The 25,583-nt window shown below is 60.0% G+C and carries 17 protein-coding genes and 2 pseudogenes; 10 read left to right on the plus strand and 9 right to left on the minus strand.

Going from position 1 to position 25,583, the window contains the following annotated elements; genetic code table 11:
* Position 1: 1 nt before the first annotated feature.
* The 3 genes from K0F86_RS03870 to K0F86_RS03880 form a co-directional block, all read right to left on the minus strand.
* Entirely contained in the window at positions 2-286 is a 285-nt protein-coding gene (locus K0F86_RS03870) for a helix-turn-helix domain-containing protein (protein ID WP_219133046.1), read from the minus strand.
* Positions 283-633: a type II toxin-antitoxin system RelE/ParE family toxin gene (locus tag K0F86_RS03875; RefSeq protein WP_139090156.1), complete on the minus strand. Its 351-nt coding sequence runs from the start codon at positions 631-633 to the stop codon at positions 283-285. The genes K0F86_RS03870 and K0F86_RS03875 overlap by 4 nt, the downstream gene beginning before the upstream one ends.
* Before the next feature lie 171 nt (positions 634-804).
* Positions 805-1,266: a rhodanese-like domain-containing protein gene (locus K0F86_RS03880; RefSeq protein WP_219133047.1), complete on the minus strand. Its 462-nt coding sequence runs from the start codon at positions 1,264-1,266 to the stop codon at positions 805-807.
* Between the two features lie 385 nt (positions 1,267-1,651).
* Here K0F86_RS03880 and glnA point away from each other — a divergent pair, with 385 nt between their 5' ends.
* The 6 genes from glnA to K0F86_RS03910 all read left to right on the plus strand — a co-directional run bounded on the left by glnA (position 1,652) and on the right by K0F86_RS03910 (position 8,976).
* Positions 1,652-3,067: a type I glutamate--ammonia ligase gene (gene glnA / locus K0F86_RS03885; RefSeq protein ID WP_071079202.1), complete on the plus strand. Its 1,416-nt coding sequence runs from the start codon at positions 1,652-1,654 to the stop codon at positions 3,065-3,067.
* A 145-nt stretch (positions 3,068-3,212) separates the two neighbouring features.
* Complete coding sequence (locus tag K0F86_RS03890) at positions 3,213-3,722, plus strand: DUF4124 domain-containing protein (RefSeq protein ID WP_306823174.1); 510 nt, start codon at positions 3,213-3,215, stop codon at positions 3,720-3,722.
* Positions 3,723-3,727: 5 nt separating this feature from the next.
* Positions 3,728-4,816, plus strand: a complete 1,089-nt coding sequence (gene glnL / locus K0F86_RS03895; RefSeq protein ID WP_219133048.1) for a nitrogen regulation protein NR(II) — start codon at positions 3,728-3,730, stop codon at positions 4,814-4,816.
* 48 nt (positions 4,817-4,864) lie between these two features.
* Entirely contained in the window at positions 4,865-6,355 is a 1,491-nt protein-coding gene (ntrC, locus tag K0F86_RS03900) for a nitrogen regulation protein NR(I) (protein WP_219133049.1), read from the plus strand.
* A gap of 147 nt (positions 6,356-6,502) precedes the next feature.
* Positions 6,503-7,468: a magnesium/cobalt transporter CorA gene (gene corA / locus K0F86_RS03905; protein ID WP_152253765.1), complete on the plus strand. Its 966-nt coding sequence runs from the start codon at positions 6,503-6,505 to the stop codon at positions 7,466-7,468.
* Between the two features lie 134 nt (positions 7,469-7,602).
* On the plus strand, positions 7,603-8,976 hold the full coding sequence (locus tag K0F86_RS03910) for a GAF domain-containing sensor histidine kinase (protein WP_219133050.1): 1,374 nt from the start codon (positions 7,603-7,605) through the stop codon (positions 8,974-8,976).
* Positions 8,977-9,036: 60 nt separating this feature from the next.
* Here K0F86_RS03910 and K0F86_RS03915 read toward each other — a convergent pair whose 3' ends face one another.
* Positions 9,037-11,802, minus strand: coding sequence for a TonB-dependent receptor (locus K0F86_RS03915; protein WP_219133051.1), 2,766 nt, complete (start codon positions 11,800-11,802; stop codon positions 9,037-9,039).
* Between the two features lie 686 nt (positions 11,803-12,488).
* Positions 12,489-14,117, minus strand: coding sequence for an NAD(P)/FAD-dependent oxidoreductase (locus K0F86_RS03920; RefSeq protein WP_219133052.1), 1,629 nt, complete (start codon positions 14,115-14,117; stop codon positions 12,489-12,491).
* Between the two features lie 1,207 nt (positions 14,118-15,324).
* On the opposite strand from K0F86_RS03920, the gene K0F86_RS03925 reads away from it, so the two are divergent.
* Together K0F86_RS03925 and K0F86_RS03930 are read left to right on the plus strand one after the other, a co-directional pair.
* Complete coding sequence (locus K0F86_RS03925) at positions 15,325-18,198, plus strand: TonB-dependent receptor domain-containing protein (RefSeq protein WP_257572003.1); 2,874 nt, start codon at positions 15,325-15,327, stop codon at positions 18,196-18,198.
* 137 nt (positions 18,199-18,335) lie between these two features.
* Positions 18,336-19,359: pseudogene (locus K0F86_RS03930) on the plus strand (IS110 family transposase).
* A gap of 393 nt (positions 19,360-19,752) precedes the next feature.
* Here K0F86_RS03930 and K0F86_RS03935 read toward each other — a convergent pair.
* Positions 19,753-20,478, minus strand: a complete 726-nt coding sequence (locus tag K0F86_RS03935) for a 16S rRNA (uracil(1498)-N(3))-methyltransferase (RefSeq protein WP_219133055.1) — start codon at positions 20,476-20,478, stop codon at positions 19,753-19,755.
* 194 nt (positions 20,479-20,672) lie between these two features.
* Here K0F86_RS03935 and tkt point away from each other — a divergent pair, with 194 nt between their 5' ends.
* On the plus strand, positions 20,673-22,670 hold the full coding sequence (gene tkt, locus K0F86_RS03940) for a transketolase (protein WP_219133056.1): 1,998 nt from the start codon (positions 20,673-20,675) through the stop codon (positions 22,668-22,670).
* Between the two features lie 75 nt (positions 22,671-22,745).
* Positions 22,746-23,756 carry a type I glyceraldehyde-3-phosphate dehydrogenase gene (gene gap, locus K0F86_RS03945; protein WP_096234037.1) on the plus strand — a complete coding sequence of 337 codons (1,011 nt, stop codon included), beginning with the start codon at positions 22,746-22,748 and terminating at the stop codon, positions 23,754-23,756.
* Positions 23,757-23,799: 43 nt separating this feature from the next.
* Here the strand turns inward: gap and K0F86_RS03950 are convergent, their stop codons facing one another.
* The 3 genes and pseudogenes from K0F86_RS03950 to K0F86_RS27335 all read right to left on the minus strand — a co-directional run.
* Positions 23,800-24,582 carry a YoaK family protein gene (locus K0F86_RS03950; RefSeq protein WP_219133057.1) on the minus strand — a complete coding sequence of 261 codons (783 nt, stop codon included), beginning with the start codon at positions 24,580-24,582 and terminating at the stop codon, positions 23,800-23,802.
* Between the two features lie 27 nt (positions 24,583-24,609).
* Complete coding sequence (locus tag K0F86_RS03955; RefSeq protein ID WP_099760460.1) at positions 24,610-25,086, minus strand: cache domain-containing protein; 477 nt, start codon at positions 25,084-25,086, stop codon at positions 24,610-24,612.
* Between the two features lie 99 nt (positions 25,087-25,185).
* Positions 25,186-25,583, minus strand: a pseudogene (locus K0F86_RS27335) (bifunctional glutamine synthetase adenylyltransferase/deadenyltransferase); the annotation flags it as partial.

Here is a 25,583-nt window from a genome sequence, read left to right on the forward strand (position 1 = left end):
GTCAAACTAAGGTGATCGACAGCTTGCGCCCCACCAGCGCGGCAGCGCGCTCCAGGGTGGACAGGGTCACGTCGCTGGTGGGATCGAGCAGGCGGTCGAGCTGCGAGCGGCTGGTCTGCAGCAGGGCCGCCATGCGCGTTTTCGACAGCGCTTGTTCCTGCATCGCCTGCGTCAGTTGCCAGGCGATCACTTCCTTGATGGCCTGGGTTTGCGTTTTCTCGAAAATGCCTTCTTCCTTGAGGAAGTCGTCCAGACTGCTGCCGAGATGGGGGGCGGTGGCGTTCATGTCAGTTCCTTGTAGCGTTTGCGGGCCAGCGCCAGGTCGTCGTCCGGCGTGGCGCGGGTTTTCTTGATAAAGCCGTGCAGCGCCACCAGGCAATCGCCGTGATGGCAGATCAGCACGCGCGCGATGCGGTTGCCGGGCAGGCTGCTGCGCACTTCCGACAAGCCGTGCCCCAGATGCCGGCACAGGGGCATGCCCACGGGCCAGCGCCATTGCGCATGCATCAAGTCTTGCCCGATCACATGGCGCTCTTCGATGGGCAGCGACTTGAGCCAGTCGCGCACGGGTTCGCCGCCATTGCCGTTCGCGTAGAACAGCAGGGTAATCTGCCGCAAGCCGGAAGCATCCATGACGCACCTCTATGTTGTACTATATAAGGTACATATTCGCAAGGAGAATTTGCGCCGCGGTTGAAAAAATCGGGCGCGCATGGACGGTTGCAGCCGATGGCGGGCCATCGCGTGGCCCGCCAGATCAAACACGGTTCAGATAATTAAACGGCCAGTATCAAGCGGCCAGCGTCAGGCGCCCAGCCACGGCAGGCCCGCCTTGCACCAGCCGCCGATCTGCTTGCGGTGGCCGTCCGCGTCCTTGTCGCCTTCAAAACCTTCGAGGATGTCGAAGCAATTGATATAGCCGTGTTCGGTCGCCAGCTTGGCCGCATGGCGCGAACGCACGCCGGAGCGGCACAGGAACAGCAGCACTTCATCCTTGCCGGCCTGGGCGGCCAGTTGCGCGAGGAAGTCGGGATTCGGCGCGCCGCCCGGGTAGGTGGCCCACTGCACCGCGCCATGCTGGGTATCGGCGATGTCGACCCGGCCGACCCAGTCGCGCTCGGCATTCGTGCGCACATCGATGAGCTTGGCGGCGGCATCGCCCTGCAGCAGCTCATACGCTTCCTGCGGCGTAACGGCGCCGGCATACGGCGTACCTTCATTGGCCCGGCTGCGGGCGGTGGTCAGGATGTCGGCGGCGGTAGTCATGGCGTCCTCGATGAAAGTGGGGTGGTGTGGTCGATTATAGTGCGCCATCCGCGCCCCGCAAACGGGAAGTCACGGTGCACGACGCATGCACCATAAGAAGGCATTTTTCAAGAATGCGTACAAAATGCACGATAATGGTGCGTTATTCGTTTTTTGCACTTGCATAGTGCATTCTTGATTTGACGCAAACTCAGCAGGAAAATCGCGGGCAGGAAAACTTTCACTGGGATGACAGTCATTTTGCCGCCGGCGCCAAGGCGCTTCAGAAGCTGGCATGGAATCTGCTATGATCCTTATGAGTTTTGGTGGCACGCAATGTTTGCTTCGCTTCATCAGCCCAGACGCATTAAGGTCGGCTCACCCCACATTCATTTAGGAGATACGCATGGCAATGACAGCCGCAGAAGTCTTGAAGATGGTAGAAGAAAACGAAGTCAAATTCGTTGATTTCCGCTTTGCTGATACCCGTGGTAAAGAGCAGCACGTGACGGTTCCCGTGTCGCACTTCGACATGGATAAATTCGAGTCGGGCCACGCCTTTGACGGTTCTTCGATCGCTGGCTGGAAAGGCATCGAAGCGTCCGACATGATCTTGCTGCCGGATCCAAACACGGCCAATATCGACCCGTTCATGGAAGAAACGACCTTGTTCATGCAGTGCGACGTGATCGAACCGTCGGACGGCAAGGGCTACGACCGCGACCCGCGCTCGATCGCGAAACGCGCCGAAGCCTACCTGAAATCGTCGGGCATGGGCGACACCGCCTACTTCGGCCCTGAGCCAGAATTCTTCATCTTCGACAGCGTGCGCTGGAAGATCGACATGTCGGGCTGCTTCGTCAAGATCGGTTCGGACGAAGGTTCGTGGTCGACCGGCAAGGACATCGAAGGCGGCAACAGCGGCCACCGTCCTACCGTCAAGGGCGGCTACTTCCCCGTGCCACCCGTGGACAGCTTCCAGGACATGCGTTCGGAAATGTGCCTGATTCTGGAATCGCTGGGTATCCCGGTTGAGGTGCATCATCACGAAGTCGCTGGCGCAGGCCAGAATGAAATCGGTACCCGCTTCTCGACCCTGGTCGAGCGCGCCGACTGGACGCAAAACCTGAAATACGTGGTGTGGAACGTGGCGCACAGCTATGGCAAGACCGCCACCTTCATGCCGAAACCTATCGTTGGCGACAACGGTTCGGGCATGCACGTGCATCAATCCGTATGGAAAGATGGCAAAAACCTGTTCGCTGGCGACGGCTATGCCGGCCTGTCCGATTTCGCCCTATACTACATCGGCGGCATCATCAAGCATGCCAAGGCACTGAACGCGATCACCAACCCGGGCACCAACTCGTACAAGCGTCTGGTACCAGGCTACGAAGCTCCAGTGAAACTGGCGTACTCGGCGAAAAACCGTTCCGCCTCGATCCGTATCCCGCACGTGGCCAATCCAAAAGGCCGCCGCGTGGAAGCGCGCTTCCCGGATCCACTGGCGAACCCGTACCTGTGCTTCGCCGCACTGCTGATGGCTGGTCTGGACGGCGTTGCCAACAAGATCCATCCGGGCGAAGCCGCCTCGAAAGATCTGTACCATCTGCCGCCAGAAGAAGACGCACTGATCCCTACCGTGTGCGCTTCGCTGGAAGAAGCACTGGAAGCCCTGGACAAGGACCGCGAGTTCCTGACCCGTGGCGGCGTGTTCAGCGATTCCATGATCGACGCGTACCTGGAACTGAAAATGCAGGACGTGCAGCGCATGCGCATGACCACGCATCCTGCCGAGTTCGACATGTACTACTCGCTGTAATGGCGCCATGCCGGCAACTAGCCGGTAGTGAATAAAAAACGCGGGTGAGGCGATGGTCTTGCCCGCGTTTTTTGTTATGGCGCCACTGGGCGGTGTTGTATAGTCGGCCCAGGAACGATGCGGCATGTGCCGACAGGAGTGAAGATTGACCAAGCATTACAGAATGGCGCTGATGGCAGGATTGCTGGGCGCGGCGGCACAGGCGCACGGGCAGTTGTATGTGTGCGCCGATGCGCAGGGACACAAGACATATACGGACAAGCGGGCTGGCGCGCATTGCCAGCTGCTCGATTTGCCGGGCGCCATGACGGAGCCGCCACGCAAGACGGCGCCGCTGGCCGGTGCGCCTGCGCGGCCCGCCACGCAGGCGGTGGCCACGGCGGCGCCTGCCGCCGGCGCGTTTCCCAAGGTCGATGGCGCCGAGCAACGGGCGCGCGACCTGGACCGGCGCCAGATATTGCAGGACGAATTGCGCAGCGAAGAGCAGAAACTGGCGGCCCAGCGCCTGGAGTTCAACGAGGGCCAGCCTGAACGCCAGGGCAATGAACGCAACTACGCCAAGTATCAGGAAAGAGCGGCGCAGTTGAAAGAGAATATCAACCGGACCCAGCAGAACGTCGAGGCCCTGAAACGCGAGATCGCGAATATTCGGTAAAGCACATGACATTAGACAACCATTCCAGCCGTCCCGCCCATCTGGCCGGCCTTGATTTGCTCGCTTCGGCCGTGATCCTGCTCGACGGCGACGGCCGCATCAGCTATGCCAACGCGGCGGCGGAAAACCTGCTGGAAAGCTCATTGAAGGCCCTGTCGCGGCAAAAGCTGACGGCGCTGTTCCTCAATCCCGAGGAGCTGGCCGGGATTTGCGCGCAGGCGCTTGAACATAAATTTTCCGATTTGCGCCAGGACCTGAGCCTGGAGCGCCTGGGGCGCGAGCCGCTGCGCGTGCACAGCATCGTCAGCGCGCTCGACGCGCCGCGCGACGGCGTGCTGATCGAGTTGCGCGAAAACGTGCAGCAATTAAAACTCGACCGCGAGGAGCGCATCCTCGACCAGAGCCAGGTCAACAAGGAGTTGATCCGCAACCTGGCGCATGAAATCAAGAATCCGCTGGGCGGCATCCGCGGCGCGGCCCAGTTGCTGGAGCTGGAATTGCCGGCCCTGCACCTGAGCGAGCTGCGCGAATACACGCAAGTCATCATCAAGGAAGCGGACCGCCTGCAGACGCTGGTCGACCGCCTGCTGGCGCCGCACCGCCGCCCGCATATCGTGGGCGACGTGAATATCCACGAAGTATGCGAACGGGTGCGCAGCCTGATCCTGGCCGAGTTCCCCAGCGGGCTGACCATTTCGCGCGACTACGACGCCTCGATCCCCGAGTTTCGCGGCGACAAGGAGCAATTGATACAGACCGTGCTCAATATCGCGCACAACGCGGCGCAAGCGCTGGCCGAGCGCATCGAGGCGGGCGATGCGGAGCTGATTTTCAAGACGCGCGTGGCGCGCCAGGTGACCTTGGCCAAGGTCCGCTACAACCTGGCATTAGACTTGCATATCATTGACAATGGACCGGGCATCGCACCCCAGATCCGCGACCGGATTTTCTACCCGCTGGTGTCGGGCAGGGACGGCGGCAGCGGGCTGGGGCTGACCTTGGCGCAAACCTTCGTGCAACAGCACCTGGGCGTGATCGAGTGCGAAAGCCGGCCTGGATACACCGATTTCAGGATCGTTCTCCCCTTGCCATAAGCGAGGCAGTATCCCACCCATGAAATCCATTGCGGGACGCACACACTAATGAAGCCAATCTGGATAGTTGACGACGACGAATCAATCCGCTGGGTGCTGGAAAAAGCCCTGGCGCGGGAAAATCTCGCCACCAAGAGTTTTTCCAATGCGCGCGACGCCATCGCGGCACTGGAATTTGACACGCCGCAAGTGCTCGTGTCCGACATCCGCATGCCGGGCGCGTCCGGCCTGGAACTGTTGCAGACGGTCAAATCACGCTTTCCCGGCTTGCCGGTCATCATCATTACGGCCTTTTCCGACCTCGATTCGGCCGTCGCGGCCTTCCAGGGCGGCGCCTTCGAATACCTGGCCAAGCCGTTTGACATCGACAAGGCTGTCGAGCTGATCCGCCGCGCGCTGGAAGAGAGCCTGCGCGAGACCAGCGTCGAATCGGGCCCGTCGGAAACGCCGGAGATCCTCGGCCAGGCACCGGCCATGCAGGAAGTGTTCCGCGCCATCGGCCGTTTGTCGCAATCGAATGTGACGGTGCTCATCACGGGCGAATCTGGTTCCGGCAAGGAACTGGTGGCGCGCGCGCTGCACAAGCACAGTCCGCGCGCGGCGCAGCCTTTCATCGCCCTGAACACGGCGGCGATCCCGAAGGATTTGCTGGAGTCCGAACTGTTCGGCCATGAACGGGGAGCCTTTACGGGTGCGCAGACGACGCGCCGGGGCCGCTTCGAGCAGGCCGAGAACGGTACTTTGTTCCTCGATGAAATCGGCGACATGCCGTTCGACCTGCAGACGCGCTTGCTGCGCGTGCTGTCCGATGGCCATTTCTATCGCGTCGGTGGCCATCAGCCCATGAAGGCCAATGTGCGCGTCATTACGGCCACGCACCAGAATCTGGAACAGCGCGTGCGCGACGGCCTGTTCCGCGAAGACTTGTATCACCGCCTGAACGTGATCCGTTTGCGCCTGCCCAGTTTGCGGGAGCGGCGCGAGGATATCCCCATCCTGGTGCGCCACTTCCTGGTGCAAAGCGCGCGCCAGCTGGGCGTGGAAGCGAAGCGCATGAGCGAACCGACCATGCAATTTCTCAGCGGCCTCGATTTGCCCGGCAATGTGCGCCAGCTGGAAAACCTGTGCAACTGGATCACCGTGATGGCGCCGGGCCAGACGGTGGAAATCAAGGACTTGCCGCTGGAATTGACGCAGGGGCAGGGCGATGGCGCGGCCACGGCGGCGTCCGCTGACGTGGTGCCAGCAAATGTTGCCCATGCGCACGGCGGCCAGGTCTTCGAAGCGGCCGCGCCCGCCAATGGTGCGCCACCGGGCTGGATTGGTTTACTGGAATTGCAGGCGGCCGGCATGCTGGGCGCGGGGCAGCAGGAAGTCATGGCCGTGCTGGGACGGCAATTCGAGTCGGCCCTGATCAAGACGGCGCTCAAGCATACGCACGGGCGCAAGAACGACGCCGCCGTGCGCCTGGGCATCGGCCGCAACACCATCACCCGCAAGATCTCCGAACTGGGCATCGACGGCGCCAAGGACGATTGACGCATGGCCGGACGGGGGCTCCCCGTCCGCCTTTCCCTGCGGCGTTCCTTGCACGCCACAACACCCACAACACTCACAGCAGGCGATAAGGTAAGCTGGCGCCTGCCGGACTGTTTCGTCCGGTCTTAACTTTCATTGTGGAACTGTATGCTGATTAACTGCGTGGCCTACCAGGATGGCAAAAAACTGGCCGACTTGCCGATTGACGATATCAGCGATTACGTCGAGCGCCCCGACTGCTTCGTCTGGGTGGCCCTGCTCGATGCCACGCCGGCTGAGCTGAAACAGATGCAGCACGAGTTTTGCCTGCATGAACTGGCCGTCGAGGATGCGCAGCGGGGACATCAGCGTCCGAAGATCGAGGAGTATGGCGATTCCTTGTTTGCCGTGGTGAAAACCGTGGAAATGGTCGAAAACGAACTGGTGCTGGGCGAAGTCGACATTTTTGTCGGCGCCAATTACGTGCTCTCGTCGCGCAGCAACAGCTCGCAAGGTTTCCTCGGTGTCCGCGCGCGCGCCGAGCGCGAACCGCATTTGCTGCGCCAGGGCTCGGCCTTCGTGCTGTACGCGCTGATGGACGCCGTCGTCGACCGTTACTTTCCCGTGCTCGACGCGCTCGAATCGGAGCTGGAACTGATCGAGGACCGCATCTTCGACCGTGGCACCGAGCGCGACAATATCGAACGGCTGTACCAATTGAAACGCAAGGTCATGGTCTTGCGCCACGTGGTGGCGCCCCTGATGGAAGCGGTGGGCAAGCTGCACGGCGGGCGCGTGCCGCCGCTGTGCCACGATACCCAGGAGTATTTCCGCGACGTGCACGACCACCTGGCGCGCATCAATGGCACGCTCGACACCATCCGCGACACCATCAGCACGGCCATCCAGGTGAATTTGTCGATGGTGGCCATCGATGAAAGCGAAGTGAACAAGCAGTTGGCGGCTTGGGCGGCCATTTTCGCCGTGTTCACGGCGTTTGCCGGCGTGTGGGGCATGAACTTCAAGTTCATGCCGGAGCTGGACTGGCAATACGGCTATCCCGTGGCCGTGGGACTGATGAGCTGTGTCTGCGGTTATATGTATTACTTGTTCAAGCGTTCCGGCTGGCTGTAAAAAATTCCTGTGTATCTGTATTATTGAACAATATCCAGGGGTACAATCGCGGCAGGTCCGCTGCAGCGGGTCATGGCTGAAAATCGCCGCGCCGGCAGCTGTGCCTGCGCTTCCGGTGCCGTGCAGGAGCATTCATGAGTATTCCGTTGTTTGATGTGAATTCGCAAGAACCCCTGTTCGATCCCGAGCAGCGGCGCACCCTGGCGGAGGCAGCCCTGCGCTCGATCACCGCCTCGACGGCGCACGCCCGTGGCGACGACTTCCTGCGCATCCTCGTCAAGGACCTGGCCGAAGCGCTCGACGTGCACTATGTGATCGCCGGGCGCCTGGTGCGCATGGACGATGGCAGCGAAGGCATCCGCACCCTGGCCCTGTGGGGTGGCGACGGCTACCAGCCGAATATCGAATACAGCCTGCAGCACACGCCTTGCCAGGACGTGACGTGCCAGAGCATGTGTTTTCATGGCAGCGACATCCAGCGTCGCTTTCCATTCGATAGCCTGCTGGTCGACATGCGGGCGGAAAGCTATGTCGGCATGCCGCTGATCGATACCGATGGCAAGACCCTGGGCATCCTGTCGGCCATCGACACGCGTCCCATCGATGAAAACAAGCGCTTGCTGGCCTTGCTGCTGCTGTCGATCTTCTCGGCCCGCGGCGCGGCCGAGCTGCAGCACCAGGAGCGCACGCTGCAGCTGGAAGAAATCGTGCGCGTGCGCACCGAATCGCTGCTGGCGGCGCAAGCGAACCTGATCGAGCAGGAACAGATGGCGGCCCTCGGCTCGCTGGTGGCGGGTGTCTCGCATGAAGTCAACACGCCCATCGGCGTGGCGTTGACGGCCGCGTCGAGCATGGGCAGCTATGCCGACCAGCTGGTGCAGCTGCTGGGCGGCGCCAAGGTCAGCCGCGCCGAATTGATCGACATTGCCGAATCGCTCAAAGGCGCGGCGGCCTTGATCGAGCGCAACCTGGCGCGCGCGGCCGACCTGATCGGTAATTTCAAGCAGCTGGCCGTGGACCAGGTCAGCGAATACGTGGCCGACCTGGCGCTGCACGACTATGTGCACGGCCTGGTGTCGGCGCACAGCCCGGAACTGCGCAAGGCGGCGCTGGGCGTGGAACTCGATATCGCGCCCGATTGCCAGGTGCGCCTGGCGGCAGGGAAATTGTCGCAAATCCTCTCGAACCTGCTGATGAACAGCGCCCGCCACGGTTATCCGCAGGGCGGGCCGGGCCGCATCACGATACGCGCGCGCATCGAGGCGGATGGGGATGACGCTGCCTTGCGCTGGCTGCTGCTGGAGTTTTCCGACGATGGCGTCGGCCTGGCGCCCGCCGTGCGCGAGCATATGTTCGAACCGTTCTTCACCACCAAGCGGGGCCAGGGGGGCTCCGGCCTGGGCATGCACATCGTCTACACCATCGTGCAGCAACTGGGCGGCCAGGTGTGCGCCATCGACTGCACTCCCGGCTGTCATATACAGATCAGGCTGCCCCTCGCGGGCTGATGCCGGGACGAAAAAAAACGCCTGGATTGCTCCAGGCGTTGTGCCTTGCGGCCGAGATTTTTACTGGAACTTGTAGCCAGCGGTCACGTAGACGAGGCGGCCACGCGGATCGTACTGGTTGATGTCGTAGCCGGCCTGGAACTGATTGGTGACTGCGGTACCAATCGGGTCAGGTTGCTTGTTGAACATGTTCTTCAAGCCCAGCGCCAGGGTCAGGTTCTTGATGCCGCGGTATGCGACGTTGGCATCATAGATCGATTCCGCACCGATGAACACTTTGTTGTCGTTCAGGTCATGCCCCACTTGATAGCCGGTACGGTAGTTTTGCACCAGCGTGGTGGACCATGGACCGTTGGACCAGGTGGCAGCCAACTGGTGTTTCCAGCGCAGTACCACGCCACCGTTTTGCGCGCCGATCACGGGGGTGCCGTCACCGTCCACAATGGTGCCGACCTTGTGCGAAACCTGGCCGCCCGGGCTGGTCTGGTCGAAGGTATCCATATAGGTACCGTTGAGGTTTGCTTCCAGCTTGCCGAAGCTGAAATTATCCTTCCAGTTGGCGAACAGGTCGATACCTTGCACGTTGGCATCACCCGTGTTGGCCAGGGTCTGCTTGATGCTGACGATGTCGTTGCCACGCAGCGTCACCAGGCCGGCGTATGCCGGATCGCCCGCGCGGAAGCGCGAAACCACTTCCTGGGCCGATGGCGTGGCCAGGATGTCGCGGATATTGATGTTGAAGAAGTCAAGACCGATGCTGGCAGTGCTGGTTGCCTGCCATACGGCGCCGAACGAGTACTGTTTCGACTTCTCCGGTTTCAGGTTCGGGTTGCCGCCGCTCAACGAATTCACTTGCAGGCCCGTTTGCTTGGTGCCTGGATCGGTGAACTGTTCCGAGGTGCCCAGCGTTTGCGGGGTCCACAGGTCCACCAGCGATGGTGCGCGGAAGCCGGTGCCGTAAGAGCCACGCAGTGCCAGTTGCTGCACCGGGCGCCATTTGAAGCTGCTTTTCCAGTTGGCGGTGTTACCGACGTCGTTATACTTGTCGTCGCGGGCAGTCAGGTTGATTTCCAGCGTTTTCAGCACAGGTACGTTGAGTTCGCCGTAAACCGAGTTGACGGTGCGGCTGCGGTCGATGGGGACCACCGAACCGCCGAGGCCGGAAATGTCGCCCGACTGGTACGCCGCGCTGGGATCGGTCACGTATTTCTCTTTGCGCGACTGCAGGCCCACTGCGTATTGCGGAGTGATACCCGCGATGGTCCAGAAATCGCCCGCGACCTTGCCGTCGAATGCATCGCTGGTCGACTTGGCGTTCAGGAAATTGCCGGTGAACGCGGCGCCCTGCAGTTGGGTGGCGAGTGCGCCCGTTTGCACGCCGCCTTCCGCCCATGGATTCCAGTTGCTGCCGTTGATGATCTTGGCGTAGCCCACTTGCGAGAAGTAGCCGGTGGTTACGGCGCTATTCAGCTTCGATTCGTTATGGCTAAGCGCAAGCTCATAGTCGCCGAAACTCAGCGAACCTTTTGCGCCGACCACCACGCGCGACTGCTTGGCGGTATCGACGTTCTGGCGTGGGCCAAAATTGAACACGCGCGAGGTGATGGCCAGCGGTTTACCGATCAGTGAGGCGAAACCCTGGCTGGTCAGGTACGGTACGGCGATCGACTGGTAAACCGGGTTGGATGGCATGAGCAGCAGGGCAGGGTCGACGCCTTGTTGCTGAAACAGACCGTCGGTCTGGAAAAAGTCGGCGCGCGCTGGCGACGGTTGATAGGTCTGGGTAATCTTGCTTTCCGAGTACAGCAGGTCGGCGAACAGTTGATGGTTGTCGTTCAGTTGGTAGCTCAGGTTGCCGGTCAGATTGTACAGTTCACGATCCGGGGTCAGGCCAACGTCCGGGCCGCTGTCATAGGCGCAATACGGGCTGCCTTTGGCGCCGACGGCGATGGTGCCCATCTTGATGGTGCTGCACTTGTTGCCGACAGCCAGCGGATTGCCATAGCCGGAACCGCCGTTGCTGAAGCCGTCATCAGGCCCCACGCCTGGCGTGAACGAACCCTGGATATTGCCCTGGCCCGTTGCGGTCGAGTTGTAATAAGGCAGGCGGGTGGCGGAAGCGGCGTAGGAGCGGTCCCGGCCGAGCAGCGCTTTTTCCTTCTCGTAGGAACCGGACAGCACCACGCTCAATTTGTCGGTATTGTAGCCGCCGGTGATCGAGGCTTTTCCATTCTGGCCGCCACCACCGGTGGTCGGCGAGCCATAGCCGCCAGTGACTTCGATGCCATCGACGCGCTTGGACAGGATGAAGTTGACCACGCCTGCGACGGCATCGCTGCCGTACACGCCTGACGCGCCGTCTTTCAGTACCTCGACGCGCTCGATGGCTGCCAGCGGAATGGCGTTGACGTTGACGGATGAGCCGTCGCTGCCAGCGAACGCTGCCAGGCGGCGGCCGTTCACCAGCACCAGGGTGCGCGTCGAGCCCAGGCCGCGCAGTGAGATCGACGACAGGCCGCCGGTCGAGGTGCCGGCGCCGGTGGCATTGGTCGTGCCGCCGGCCGAGGAGAAGGCCGAGATCGATTGCATCAATTCTTCGGTACTGGTGGCACCAGTACGGGCGATGTCCGCTTTGGTGAGCACTTGCACCGGCAGGGAAGTTTCAGCATCGACGCGCTTCACCGACGAGCCGGTGATTTCCACACGTTGTATGGGAGCATTGTCCTGGGCAAATGCAGGCTGGATCAACAGACCGGCACTGACCATGAGGGTACTGCTTGAAAACATCAGACGCAGCGAGCGCGATAACGCATTTTCTATCATCATTTCTGTTAACTCCTGAAGGATATTATTGGTATAAAAGCAAGTTCCTTACTAACATACAGCTGAAATTCCCCTGTGGTTGACAACGAGAATTCAGTTTCTTCATGAGATCATGGCTAGTGATTGTTTGTCAAACTTCGCAACTTTCAGTGGATGAAAAAAAAATGCTAAAAATAAATTTATTGAAAGGAAAAGTCGTAATTACGTAACATTTCACGTGAATTTCTAACCGGCATTTCCAATTTAGCAAGTTGATATTTTTTCTATATTTGTCAATTAATTTTGTCCTTGGAGACCCGTATCATTCGGGAGGGAATGAAATTGGTCTGCAGGAAAGGTCCAATTTTTTGAGGAAATAGAAAAATAGTTAATTTCTCTCTCTTGTTTGTAACAATCCCGATACAACTGGAAAGATGATGTGAAAATGAAACACCCTGTAAGAAGCATGTTGTATTAATTGCAATAAAAAGGGGGTGCTTGCCGATGTCAGGTGGGTACTTGGCCAAGAGTGCGACTGGATCGCCTTGCACGCCTACTGTAGCTAAATCAATGGCCTGGATGCCTGGTGCTGGGGAGTGGCTGTGCGCTTCCAGTCAAACTGAATGGATAGCTGGTTAGCGTGGTGTTGATGACTTTTCAGGGAAGCCGGAAAACCACGGCCGCGCATTGCACGCGGCCGCGGGGATGAATCAGGCCGCGCTCATCGACAGCGCCACCGCCTCTGCCACCTTGATGCCATCGACGGCCGCCGACAGGATGCCGCCCGCATAGCCGGCGCCTTCGCCTGCGGGGAACAGGCCCTGTGTATTCAGGCTTTGCAGGTTGTCGTCGCGGCGCTTGATGCGGATCGGCGACGAGGTGCGCGTTTCCACGCCCGTCAGCACGGCGTCGGCCTTGTAGTAGCCCTTGATCTGCTTGTTGAATGCCGGGAACGCTTCACGCATGGCCGTGATCGCGTACTCGGGCAGGGCCGGCGCCAGATCCGTCAAGTGCACGGCCGGCTTGTATGACGGCACCACGCTGCCAAATTCGGTCGAGGCGCGGCCCGCCACGAAATCGCCCACCAATTGGCCTGGCGCATCGTAGTTGCCGCCGCCCAGGGCGAACGCGCGCTCTTCCAGGTCGCGCTGCAGGGCGATGCCGGCCAGCGGGTCGCCCGGATAGTCGGCTGGCGTGATGCCGACGACGATGGCGCTGTTGGCGTTGCGCTCGTTGCGCGAGTACTGGCTCATGCCGTTCGTCACCAGGCGGCCCGGCTCCGAGGCGGCAGCCACCACCGTGCCGCCGGGGCACATGCAGAAGCTGTAGACGGAGCGGCCATTGCTGGCGTGGTGTACCAGCTTGTAGTCGGCCGCACCCAGAATCGGGTGGCCGGCGCTGGGGCCGAAGCGGCAGCTGTCGATCAAGGATTGCGGGTGTTCCACGCGGAAACCGATCGAGAACGGCTTGGCTTCGATGTACACGCCGCGGCGGTGCAGCATCTCGAAGGTGTCGCGTGCGCTGTGGCCGATGGCCAGCACCACGTGGTTGCTGGCGATGGTCTCGCCATTGTCCAGCACCACGCCGCGCACCTGGCCGCCGTCGGCGCCCGGCACGATGTCGAGATCGACCACTTTGCTGCTGAAGCGGTACTCGCCGCCCAGCTGTTCGATATTGGCGCGCATTTCTTCCACCATCTTGACCAGGCGGAAGGTGCCGATGTGCGGCTTGCTCACATACATGATTTCCTCGGGCGCGCCGGCCTTGACGAATTCCGTCAGCACCTTGCGGCCATAGTGCTTGGGATCCTTGATCTGGCTGTACAGCTTGCCGTCCGAGAAGGTGCCGGCGCCGCCTTCGCCGAACTGGACGTTCGATTCCGGGTTCAGTTCGCGCTTGCGCCAGAAGCCGAAGGTGTCGACCGTGCGTTCGCGCACCTGCTTGCCGCGTTCCAGGATGAGGGGGCGCAAGCCCATCTGCGCCAGGATCAGCGCCACGAACAGGCCGCATGGCCCCGTGCCGATGACGATGGGACGCGGTTCATTCGTGTGGCCGGCCAGCTGTTCGCCGCCGGCGACGAATTTGTAGTTGGTGTCGGGCGCGGGCATCAGATGGATATCGTGGCCCAGGCGCGCCAGCACGGCCGCTTCATTCTTGACGTCCACCTGCAACGAGTAAATCAACACCACGGCGCTGCGCTTGCGCGCGTCATAGCTGCGCTTGAAGACGGTAAAGCCGAGCAGCTCATCCGCGGCAATGCCGAGGCGCGCCAGGATGGCGGCGGGCAGGGCTGCATCGTCGTGTTCGAGGGGGAGTTTTACTTCGTTGAGTCGCAACATAATATCTGTCTATATAAATGGCCGGGCTCCGTATCTAGCGGAGAGTCTGTGAGGCAGCGCATGCGCGCTGCCATCAAGGCGCTATTTTACCTGCTGTACGGCTTGTCGTTGGGATGGCGCAGTTGGTCTCGCGACTGGCCGCAGGGACGGTACCCGGTGCAGCCTGGGCGGTGCAGCAGGAACAAAATGGATGCTGTGTGCCGTTGCCGGACAGTATGGGATGGTGGCGCAATCGGGCAGAAATGGAGGCGCAATGAAAACGGGATGGTTTATCTATCCGGCTGCATAGCGGATTATCGTCCAATTCAAATGGAATTAAATGGCACGAACATGCAATTGTGTAATGGCATAGCTAATTGAAGGTGGCAAGCAGAGGGGGTAATGACAGGGTGTCGGATGAAATTTCTCTGAATATCCGCAGATGCCTTTTCGGGAAATGGAAAGAGTGCAGGTATTTTTAAAAACAATTTTCATGTGCGTAAATACATGCATCCAATAAAAACGCACGCTGCATTGCAGCGAGACTATTTCTTTGAAAGTAGGATAGTAATGTAGAACAAAAAACTGGCCTTTGATAGGATTAGTTTATTTTTGTTGTATTTTTCCAACGCGTAAATTTCTGCCGCTGGCGTCAGCCGGCCGGCGCCAGCGGATGTGACCATGTTTGCGCCATGCGGGAGAAGCACAGGACTGGCGGTTCTGCGGTGTGCCAGTTTGGTGCGCAAGAAATGTCATAGCGGCGTGATAGCCGATTTTCCGTCGAGGCTGGCGACTTTTTTGGGACCCCGGCCAGCGCTGTGGCACATTTTCGGCATGCAATAACAGCGCACCAAGAAATGGCGGACAAAACACGGGGAAGCTCCAGCCGCACCACTCTGGTGCATATGGGTTTTTTTTCAACTAGTGTAGCAATATTTTTCAGCGATGCAAATTAAAACCCTGGCATCAAAAAAAGTGTTGTTTCTTGGGCGAATTAGTTTTTGAGTATTATTGACAGTGCTGCTTTGAAAATGGTTTGATGGCGAAATGTCAGAGGGACGACGCAAGCTCGCTCATAAAGCGATAAACGGCTGGATACATGGCCGACTGTGTCGGAAGAAAGACACTAAACATAATTTTATGTTTACAAGAGCCTGACTAGATCAGCAGGTATAATTTCATCGGAGAACTTATGCACCAACGTACCAAGATTGCCGTCGCAGTCGCAATGGCATTGAACTCGCTGACGGCTTTTGCCCAAGCGCAAGCTGAGGCTGAAGCGCCAACGCGCGTGGAAATTACCGGATCGCGGATCCGCCAGGTAGACCTGGAAACAGCGCAACCTGTTCAAAAAATTACTGCTCAGCAAATTCAGGCGACAGGTCTGATCACCGTTGGCGATATCCTGAACCAAATGACATCGGCTGGCACGCCAGCGTTCAGCAAGGGTGCCGTCCTGACCTCGAACCGCGAACAGGGCGGTCAATACATCGACATGCGCAACCTGGGCGCCAACCGCCTGCTGGTGCTGGTCAATGGCAAGCGCTGGACGCAATCGGTTGACGGCTACACCGACATGTCGACCGTGCCTGCCTCCATGATCGAGCGCATCGACATCCTGAAAGACGGCGCATCGTCGATCTACGGCTCCGACGCGATCGCCGGCGTGGTCAACATCATCCTGAAAAAACGCCTGGAAGGCGCGGCCATCAGCGTCTACAAGGGCATCAACGAAAAAGGCGACGGCAAGAGCGAAGATTATTCGCTGTCGTATGGCGCGAATGGCGAAAAAGCCTCGATGATGTTTGGCATCTCTCACAGCAAGACCGAGCCGGTCTGGGCGAACAAGCGCGATATCACTTCGCAAAGCTTTGGTACGGGCGACTTCTTCGGCGCCAATTTTGGCGCGGGGCCATGGGGCCGTATCACCCCGATTACCGCAGTCGGTGCAAGCAATACCGATCCTAAAACCGGCGGTTTCAATAAATTCCTGAACCATACGGGTTCGTTTGACGGTAGTGGCGTGGGCGCGGATGCGCGCAATCCTGCCAATTACCATGACTATGCGGATGCCAACGCAGACAAGTACAACTCGTCGCAGCAAATGATGTTCCAGGCGCCGACCAAGCTGACTTCGATCTTTACCAAAGGTACGATCGAATTGCCGATGGATCTGCGTTTCACGACGACGGCCATGTATGCTGAGCGCAGTTCTACCCGCCAGATCGCCGGCCACCCCATCAACAGCACGGTGCAGCCTAACTATCGCGTCTTTATCGACAAGGATAGTTACTTCAATCCATACGGCAACCAGGTCGCCGGCGCCGGCAAGGGCCAGGACTTGTACTTCGCTCGCCGTACCGTCGAGCAGCCGCGCATCACCGACAATAACAACCAGACCTTGCACATCGATGCAACCCTGGAAGGTGAATTCACGCTGCGCGGCTTGCCGTGGAGCTGGAGTGCCGGCTACAACCACAACTCGATCAAGGGTGAAAACCTGAGCACCGGCAACATTAATTTGTTGAACCTGAAAAAAGCGCTGGGTCCATCGTTCATGAACGCGGCCGGTCAAGTGCAGTGCGGCAGCGCCGTCAACCCGACGCCGTTCTCGCAATGCACGCCATTTAACATCCTGGGCGGTCCATCGGTCTCGAATCCAGAGGCGTGGAAGTACATCATGTCGAATGGCCAGGGCACCTACGGCAGCACCGTCAACAGCATCACCGCCGATGTTTCCGGTGAGCTGTTCACCTTGCCTGCGGGCGCGGTGGGCGTCGCCGGCGGTATCGAGAAGCGCGATGTGCGCGGTTATGACCGTCCGGGCCAGTTCGAGCAATCGGGCTATTCGACGGATCTGGCGGCGAAGACCACCCAAGGTCGCTATTCGGTCAAGGAACTGTATTTGGAAGCAAATATTCCTTTGCTGAAAGATAAGCCATTTGCGAAATTGCTGTCGATCGACCTCGCTTCGCGCTACTCGGACTACGACAATGTCGGCAGCACCACCAATAGCAAAGCGAGTTTCATGTGGAAGCCTGTTAACGATTTCCTGGCCCGCGGTACCTGGGCTGAAGGCTTCCGTGCTCCGGCGCTGGGTGACACCTTCGGCGGCGGCGGTCAAAGTTTCGACAGCTACCTCGATCCATGCGACAGCAAGTTCGGCATGGCTGCGCGTGATCCCGCTGTTGCGTTGCGTTGCAAAAACACCGGTGTGCCAGCTGGTTATCGTCAGCTGAATCAATCGGGCAAGGCAGTCACGGCTGCCGGTGCACAATCGACGGTGGCCTTCAATACCGGCGTGGGTAACAACACCTTGACGCCTGAGACGGCAAAAACCAAGACCCTGGGTTTTGTGTACAGCCCATCGTATGTGCCAGGCTTCACGGCTAGCCTGGACTGGTTCAAGATCGATGTCAAAAAGCAGATTTCCGGCTGGGAAGCTGCTGATGTGATCGGCAATTGCGTTATCGATAGCCTGACGAAATACTGCGGTGATGTTGTGCGTGATGCAACTGGCGCCGTGGTTGGTCTGTCGCGCGGCAGGATCAACAAGGGCGAACTGTCCACCGAAGGTTTCGACATCGGCTTGAACTATCGTCTGCCACGCACTTCGTACGGTAATTTCGCTGTGCGTACGGAGTCGACCGTGCTGCGTTCGTTCAAGGAAAAGAAATCGGATCTGGCCAAATGGCAGGAATATGCCGGCGAGTTCACGTATAGCCGCCTGAAATCGAACGTCAGCCTCGATTGGATGATGGGCAACTGGTCCTCGACTTTGACGTTGCGTTACATGAGTGGCGTGAAAGATCTGTGCCTGGATACCGAAATCCAGTGCTCGAATCCTGATGCGCCTGGTGTCAGCTACAAGAACGGCGCTTACAATAAGCTTGGTTCGACCACTTACACCGACCTGAACGTGGCCTATAAAACGTCGTGGAATGGTCAGATCTCGGTCGGCGCGAACAATCTGTTCGACCGCGCGCCACGCCTGATGTACGCCGCGACCAGCCAGGGCGTCGGCATATCGTCCTCGTCGGCCGTCGATCCTAACGTGCCTATCGACCGTTTCGTCTACGTGCGCTACAACCAGTCCTTCTAATTCCGCGCTCCGCAAGGAGCATGGGATGAAAGTCTGAAAAAAACCCGCCAGGTTCGCCGGCGGGTAATGAGATGGTCACCCTCCACCCTATAAGTTACTAAACTTATAGGGTGTTTTCATTTCTGAAGGAGGCCATCATGGAAAACGTCATGCTCATCGGCATCGATCTCGGCAAACACAGCTTTCATGTCCACGGACAGGATCGCCAAGGTAAAACACTGCTGCGCAAGAAGTTCAGCCGCCCACAACTGATCGCGTTTCTCGCCACTTTTCATCCCTGTACCATCGTCATGGAGGCCTGTGCCGGAGCGCACTGCATCGCCCGGCAACTGGCCGGCTGGCCATGAGGCCAAGCTGATCTCGCCGCAGTTCGTGCGCCCCTTCGTCAAGAGCAATAAGAACGATTTCATCGATGCCGAAGCCATTTGCGAGGCGGCCAGCCGTCCCGCCATGCGTTTTGTCACGCCCAAGAACGAGGCTCAACAGACGCTTTCGGCGCTGCACCGCGTGCGCGAATCGTTGGTACGCGAGCGTGTCAAGGCGAGCAACCAAATCCACGGCTTTCTGCTGGAGTTCGGTATCAGCTTGCCCGTCGGCCACGCCGCGATCAAACGCTTGCCTTCCGTGCTGGCAGAACAGCGCCTGCCAGCACGGCTGGTACAAGTGCTGGAGCGACTGCATGCCCATTTCAAGTATCTCGACCAGCAGATCGCCGAGATCGAGAAGGACCTGACCCGGCAAGTCACTGAAGATGATCTGGGCCAGCGGCTCATGACGGTACCGGGTATCGGACCGATCACCGCCAGCGTGCTGGCCGCCGAAGTCGGTGACGGCAAGCACTACCGCTGCGGCCGTGACTTCGCCGCCGCCGTCGGGCTGGTGCCACGCCAGTACAGTACCGGCGGTAAAAACAAGTTGCTGGGCATCAGCAAGTGCGGCGACAAGAATCTGCGGCGCCTGCTGGTGCAGTGCGCGCGGGCCTACATGCAGAGACTGGAGCGCCAACGCGGACAGCTGGCACAATGGGTCCGCGCCATGCTCACGCGTCGCCACTCGAATGTGGTGGCGTGCGCCCTGGCCAACAAACTGGCGCGCATGGCATGGGCCATCGCGGCCCACCATACCGAATTTGAAATAAAAGAGGCCCCCATGACAACATGAGGGCCTCCCAGACTCACCGTTTGACAGCACACCTACCTGGTTTTGCGACTGCTGATATTGGATGACATGAACGGCACACCGGCCTGCCGGATACTCTGGCTAAAAAATCGGCTGTGAAAGCCGAGCGGGTTTTCAGGACCGACAGGCGCGACTCTCATCGTGGCGCGGAGATCCATCTCCAATCAGACGCCGGATAGATTTAAGCAAGCCTACTCACATCATACAAAATCAGCTTGCAAAAAGGAGGGTGACCATAGATTTTTTATGTGCGTAGGGTATCGACTTGCGGAAACTGGTGAAAGCGTGCGGCGGTGCAGGCGCGATCCTGCCGGTGGGGTGAAGGGGGATGCGGTGGCGCCGGCCTTGTCGCAACAGCTGGCCGCTGGCGTGTTCCTACATCCCACTCCACAATGCCGCCAGCGTCGCCAGCGCTGTCAATCCCGCCGTCTCCGTGCGCAGGATGCGCGGTCCCATCGCCAAACCGATGGCGCCAGCCGCGATGGCAGCTTTTTCTTCCGCCTCGGTAAACCCGCCTTCTGGTCCCACCATCACGGTGATCGCTTGCGGTGGCTGGTGACGCGCCCAGTCGGCCAGCGACTGCTCCGCGCGCGGCGTCAGGATGATGCGCTTATGCAGATCTTGCTGGCTGCTCCAGCTATTGAAGTCTTGCAATGGCGCCAGCTGGGCCAGTCGGTTGCGTCCGCATTGTTCTGAAGCGGAAACGATGATGCCTTGCCAATGCGCGAGCTTTTTCTCGGCCCGCTCGCTGGACAAGCGCACCACGCAGCGTTGCGCCGCCAGCGGCACGATGCCGGCCGCGCCCAGTTCGATGGCTTTTTCGATGATCCAGTCCATTTTCGATGCTTCCGGCAAGGCCTGCGCCAGGGTCACGGCATACGGCAGTTCCGCTTCGCGCGCCACGTGCGCCTGGATTTCCGCCGTCACGCTGCGCTTGGCCACCGCCACCAGGCTGGCCTGCACTTCGCCGCCTTCGCCATTGAACAGGGTGATGACGTCGCCCGGCGCCAGGCGCACGACCTGGATATGGTGGGCGACAGCCTCCGGCAGGGAGACGGTGGCGCCGGCGACGAGCGGCTGGGGGCAGAAAAAACGCGGCATGCAAATCCTCAACGGGGGTAAGTGGGGTGGAAAGACGTCAAAGTATAGCCATTTGGCGGGCCAGTACGCCGCAATTCTAATTTGCAGCCCCCCAGTCTGGTAAAATAGTTGACTACATAAAGCAGCCGGCCTGGGTTCTTTCTTGTCCGTGCTGTTGCAAACGAATCCCAAACTCGCGACTGACCCACACCATCATGACAACTACGCTCCCGACTACCAAAATGGCCAATGCGATCCGCGCACTGGCAATGGACGCTGTACAAAAGGCCAACTCCGGCCATCCAGGCATGCCGATGGGCATGGCCGAGATCGCAGTTGCCCTGTGGAGCGGTCACTATCGCCACAATCCCGCGAATCCAAAATGGCAGAACCGCGACCGTTTCCTGTTGTCGAACGGTCACGGCTCGATGCTGCACTACGCGCTGCTGCACCTGACGGGCTACGAGCTGTCGATGGATGACATCAAGGCCTTCCGCCAGATGCATTCGAAAACGCCGGGCCACCCGGAAGTCGATGTCACGCCAGGCGTGGAAACGACCACCGGCCCGCTGGGCCAGGGCATCGCCAACGCCGTCGGCATGGCCCTGTCGGAGCAATTGCTGGCCGCTGAATTCAACAAGCCAGGTTACGACATCGTCGACCACTACACGTATGCTTTCCTGGGCGACGGTTGCCTGATGGAAGGTATTTCGCACGAAGTGTGCGCGCTGGCCGGCACCCTGGGCCTGAATAAACTGATCGCCCTGTACGATGACAACGGCATTTCCATCGACGGCAAAGTCGAAGGCTGGTTCACGGACGACACCCCGGCCCGCTTCGAAGCGTACGGCTGGAACGTCATCCGCGCTGTCGACGGTCACGATGTTGCCGCCGTGGCTGCCGCCATCGCCGCCGCCAAGACCGCATCGAAGCCAACCTTGATCTGCTGCAAGACCATCATCGGCAAGGGTTCGCCGAACCTGCAAGGCGGCGACAAGGTCCACGGCGCCGCGCTGGGCGACAAGGAAATCGCCGCCGTGCGCGAATACATCGGCTGGGATGCCGCACCGTTCGAGATGCCTGCCGACGTGTACGCAGCCTGGGATGCCAAGAAACAAGGCGCCCTGCTGGAAGCGGATTGGAACGAGCGCTTTGCCGCCTACACCCGCGAATTCCCGCAGCAAGCCGCCGAACTGACGCGCCGCATGCAGGGCGAGTTGCCACAGGCATTCGAAGCGGCCCTGAGCGCCGCCATCGCTTCCTGCGTGGAAAAGAAAGAAAACATCGCCACGCGCAAGGCCAGCCAGAACGCCATCCAGGCACTGGCGTCGTCGCTGCCGGAATTCCTCGGCGGCTCGGCCGACCTGACCGGTTCGAACCTGACCAACTGGAAAGAGTGCGTGGCCGTGCGTTCGGGCCAGCCTGGCAACCACATCAACTACGGCGTGCGCGAATTCGGCATGAGCGCCATCATGAACGGCATCACCTTGCACGGCGGCTACATCCCGTTCGGCGCCACGTTCCTGACGTTCTCCGACTACAGCCGCAATGCGCTGCGCATGGCCGCGCTGATGAAACTGCGCTCGATCTTCGTGTTTACCCACGATTCGATCGGCCTGGGCGAAGACGGCCCGACCCATCAATCGGTCGAGCACGTCTCGTCGATGCGTCTGATCCCGAACCTGGACAACTGGCGTCCATGCGACACCGTCGAGTCGGCTGCTGCCTGGGGCGCCGCCGTGCGCCGCAAGGATGGCCCGTCGACCCTGATCTTCTCGCGCCAGAACCTGCCATACCAGGAGCGTTCCAGCGAGCAAATTGAAAATATCTACCGCGGCGGCTATGTGCTGAACGACGTGGCGGACGCCAAGGCGATCCTGATCGCCACCGGTTCCGAAGTGGAACTGGCTGTCGCCGCCGCCAGCGCGCTGGCCTCGGAAGGCATCAACGTGCGCGTCGTGTCGATGCCGTCGACCGACGTGTATGACCGCCAGGACGCCGCCTACAAGGCCAGCGTGCTGACCAAGGGCGTGCCGCGCGTGGCCATCGAAGCGGGCGTGACCAGCTTCTGGTACAAATACGTGGGCCTGGAAGGCGCCGTGGTCGGTATCGACACGTTCGGCGAATCGGCGCCTGCCGGCGTGCTGTTCAAGCATTTCGGTTTCACGGTCGAGAACGTTGTCGCCAAGGTGAAAGCCGTTATCGCTGGCTAATATTGATTTTTAACGGTCCTGGCGATGTGCTCGCCAGGGCGTGCATGTACCTTCTTTTTTAATCAGGAGCAGAGTATGACGATCAAAGTTGCAATCAATGGCTACGGCCGCATCGGCCGTAATGTATTGCGCGCTTTCTACGAAGGCGGCAAGAAACAGGACATCCAGATCGTTGCCATCAACGACCTGGGCGATGCCAAATCGAACGCCCACCTGACCCGCTACGACACCGCGCACGGCAAGTTCCCTGGCACGGTCACCGTCGAAGGTGACAACATGATCGTCAATGGCGATCCGATCCGCGTGTTTGCACAGCGTAATCCTGCTGAAATCCCATGGGGCGAGCTGGGCGTGGACGTCGTGCTGGAGTGCACGGGCTTCTTCACCACCAAAGAGAAAGCTTCGGCTCACTTGAAGGGCGGCGCGAAAAAAGTCATCATCTCGGCACCAGGCGGCAAGGACGTCGATGCAACCGTCGTGTTCGGCGTGAACCACTCGGTACTGAAATCGACCGACACCGTCATCTCGAACGCATCGTGCACCACCAACTGCCTGGCACCGCTGGTCAAGCCACTCAACGACGCCATCGGCATCGAAACGGGCCTGATGACCACCGTGCACGCCTACACCAACGACCAGGTGCTGTCCGACGTGATGCATGAAGACCTGCGCCGCGCCCGTTCGGCCACCATGAGCATGATCCCGACCAAGACGGGCGCCGCCGCCGCCGTTGGCCTGGTGCTGCCTGAGCTGAATGGCAAGCTGGACGGCTTCGCTATCCGCGTGCCGACCATCAACGTGTCGCTGGTCGACCTGACCTTCATCGCCAAGCGCGACACCACGGTGGAAGAAGTCAACGCGCTGATGAAGGCCGCGTCGGAAGGCGCCCTGGAAGGCATCCTGACGTACCAGACCGAACCGCTGGTCTCGATCGACTTCAACCACAACCCGGCTTCGTCGAACTTCGATTCGACCCTGACCAAGGTCTCGGGTCGTCTGGTGAAAGTATCGTCGTGGTATGACAATGAGTGGGGTTTCTCGAACCGCATGCTCGACACCACCGTCGCACTGATGTCGGCCAAGTAATTTTTTGACCGCATAAGAAAAAACGCCCTTCGGGGCGTTTTTTTCATTCATGGCTGTGCGAATAAAAGCGGCGCCGGTAGAAGCGCCACAGCACGCGCAAGTCGCGCAGCACGGGCACGCCGGACAGCAGGGTCAGCACGCCAGCGAGCAGGATGGTGGCGGCCGGAAAGCCGATGTGCTTGAAGGCCAGTGCGCCGCTGACGCCGCCGATGAAGAAGCAGGCGATCAGCAGGCTGTGCGTTCTCAGCTTGCCCCGGTTGACCTTCACCATCCGGTCCGGCAGGTGGCGCCGGTTGTAATACGCCATCTTGCCCAGCTCGATGCCGATATCGGTGGACAGGCCCGTCACATGCGTGGTGCGGATGACGGCGCCCGAAATCTTGGTGATGATGGCGTTCTGCAAACCCATGACAAAGCACAGCAGCAAGATGGTGACGGGGCCCAGCACGTCGGGCATGGTGGCCAGGTAATTGCCCGTCAGGCCGAACAGCAATAACAGGGCCGCTTCCAGCAGCAGGCTGGCGGCAAACTGGCTGTGCAGCCGGCGCCGCTTGCCCCAGTTCACCATGATGGCCGTGACGGCCGCACCGCTGACAAAGGCCAGCCAGGCGCCCAGTGCGGCCAGGGCCAGCGTGATATTGCCCAGCGCCAGGTCATCGGCCATGCCGGAAACGATGCCCGTCATGTGCGAGGTATAGCCGCCGATGGCGAGAAAGCCGCCCGCGTTGACGGCGCCGGCCACCAGCGCCAGCACGCAGCCCAGTTGCAGGTTGGCTTGCGTATCGCGTGCCGATCCGCTCAGGCGGGACAGGTAATGAAGCGGCATGCGGGCGCGGTTTCCTCTTTCCTTGGCTTATTTATAGATGCCGGAACCGACAATCATATTGTCGACCCGTTCGATGTAGCCGGATTTTTGTTCGACCACCTTGGTCAGCGGATTGGGCCACTTGAAGTCTACCCAGCCGCGTCCGGCCGGCGTATTGGCCGTGGTGATCAGCGACTTGACGATGGCCTTGCCCTCATTGTCCTTCAGATCGATCAGGTTCTTGCCGACCATCTTGGGATTGTTACCGTGCGCCAGGGTGACACCATTCATGTCGTACACATAAATGTACAGGTCGCGGTCATGGAAGCTGGTGTTGGCCGGATCGGCAATGGCGGCAAAGGCCTTTTCCTTGCCATCGGCCTTGATCATGGCCACGGCGCGCTTGGTCATGGCGATGGCTTCGTCCGCGCTGCCCTTGGGGGCGGCCCATGCCGCTGCCGGCATGGCGCAGAGGATGAAACTGGCAACGAGGGCGTGGATGCCCGTTTTTACACTCGTCTTCATACGCTGTCTCCTGGGATGATAGGCAATCCCGGCGCGGCCTGTTGTACGGCACTACTGGGAAGTGGAATTGCCTGTACGTATCATACGCCGCCGCCGGGCTTATGCAATCGTTGCGGGAAAGATCGTGTGCCACAGGCGCATCACGTTGTCCGCATGCACGCGCACCCTTTCCGGTTCCACCCGGGCCAGGTCGTGGCCTTGCAGGCGCAACTGGTGCTGCAGCTTGCGCAGCGCGCGGTAGGCATCGGCCACCAGGGCGGCCAGCTGCGCGTCGATCAGCCCCAGTTCGCCGCACAGGCGCAGCAGGGCGATATTGCCCGAGTTGGCCGTCAGCTGCGGATACTGCGCCGCATGCTGCAGCACCAGGTATTGCACCATGAACTCGATGTCGATCATGCCGCCCGGATCTTGTTTCAAATCAAAGCTGCCGGGGCGGGGCGGGTGGGCGTCCAGCATCTTCTTGCGCATGGCCACCACTTCGCCCTTGAGCGGGCCGT

The sequence above is a fragment of the Janthinobacterium sp. UMAB-60 genome (genome assembly GCF_900095235.1).
Lineage (GTDB): Bacteria > Pseudomonadota > Gammaproteobacteria > Burkholderiales > Burkholderiaceae_D > Janthinobacterium.

Bases quoted from the DNA above. Each gene is read 5' to 3' on its own strand.
- tkt (WP_219133056.1), top strand. From the start codon at position 20,673: ATGACAACTACGCTCCCGACTACCAAAATGGCCAATGCGATCCGCGCA.
- K0F86_RS03870 (WP_219133046.1), bottom strand. From the start codon at position 286: ATGAACGCCACCGCCCCCCATCTCGGCAGCAGTCTGGACGACTTCCTC.
- K0F86_RS03910 (WP_219133050.1), top strand. From the start codon at position 7,603: ATGAGTATTCCGTTGTTTGATGTGAATTCGCAAGAACCCCTGTTCGAT.
- glnA (WP_071079202.1), top strand. From the start codon at position 1,652: ATGGCAATGACAGCCGCAGAAGTCTTGAAGATGGTAGAAGAAAACGAA.
- glnL (WP_219133048.1), top strand. From the start codon at position 3,728: ATGACATTAGACAACCATTCCAGCCGTCCCGCCCATCTGGCCGGCCTT.
- K0F86_RS03880 (WP_219133047.1), bottom strand. From the start codon at position 1,266: ATGACTACCGCCGCCGACATCCTGACCACCGCCCGCAGCCGGGCCAAT.
- gap (WP_096234037.1), top strand. From the start codon at position 22,746: ATGACGATCAAAGTTGCAATCAATGGCTACGGCCGCATCGGCCGTAAT.
- K0F86_RS03955 (WP_099760460.1), bottom strand. From the start codon at position 25,086: ATGAAGACGAGTGTAAAAACGGGCATCCACGCCCTCGTTGCCAGTTTC.
- K0F86_RS03925 (WP_257572003.1), top strand. From the start codon at position 15,325: ATGGCATTGAACTCGCTGACGGCTTTTGCCCAAGCGCAAGCTGAGGCT.
- K0F86_RS03950 (WP_219133057.1), bottom strand. From the start codon at position 24,582: ATGCCGCTTCATTACCTGTCCCGCCTGAGCGGATCGGCACGCGATACG.
- K0F86_RS03875 (WP_139090156.1), bottom strand. From the start codon at position 633: ATGGATGCTTCCGGCTTGCGGCAGATTACCCTGCTGTTCTACGCGAAC.
- K0F86_RS03920 (WP_219133052.1), bottom strand. From the start codon at position 14,117: ATGTTGCGACTCAACGAAGTAAAACTCCCCCTCGAACACGACGATGCA.
- ntrC (WP_219133049.1), top strand. From the start codon at position 4,865: ATGAAGCCAATCTGGATAGTTGACGACGACGAATCAATCCGCTGGGTG.
- K0F86_RS03935 (WP_219133055.1), bottom strand. From the start codon at position 20,478: ATGCCGCGTTTTTTCTGCCCCCAGCCGCTCGTCGCCGGCGCCACCGTC.
- K0F86_RS03915 (WP_219133051.1), bottom strand. From the start codon at position 11,802: ATGATGATAGAAAATGCGTTATCGCGCTCGCTGCGTCTGATGTTTTCA.
- corA (WP_152253765.1), top strand. From the start codon at position 6,503: ATGCTGATTAACTGCGTGGCCTACCAGGATGGCAAAAAACTGGCCGAC.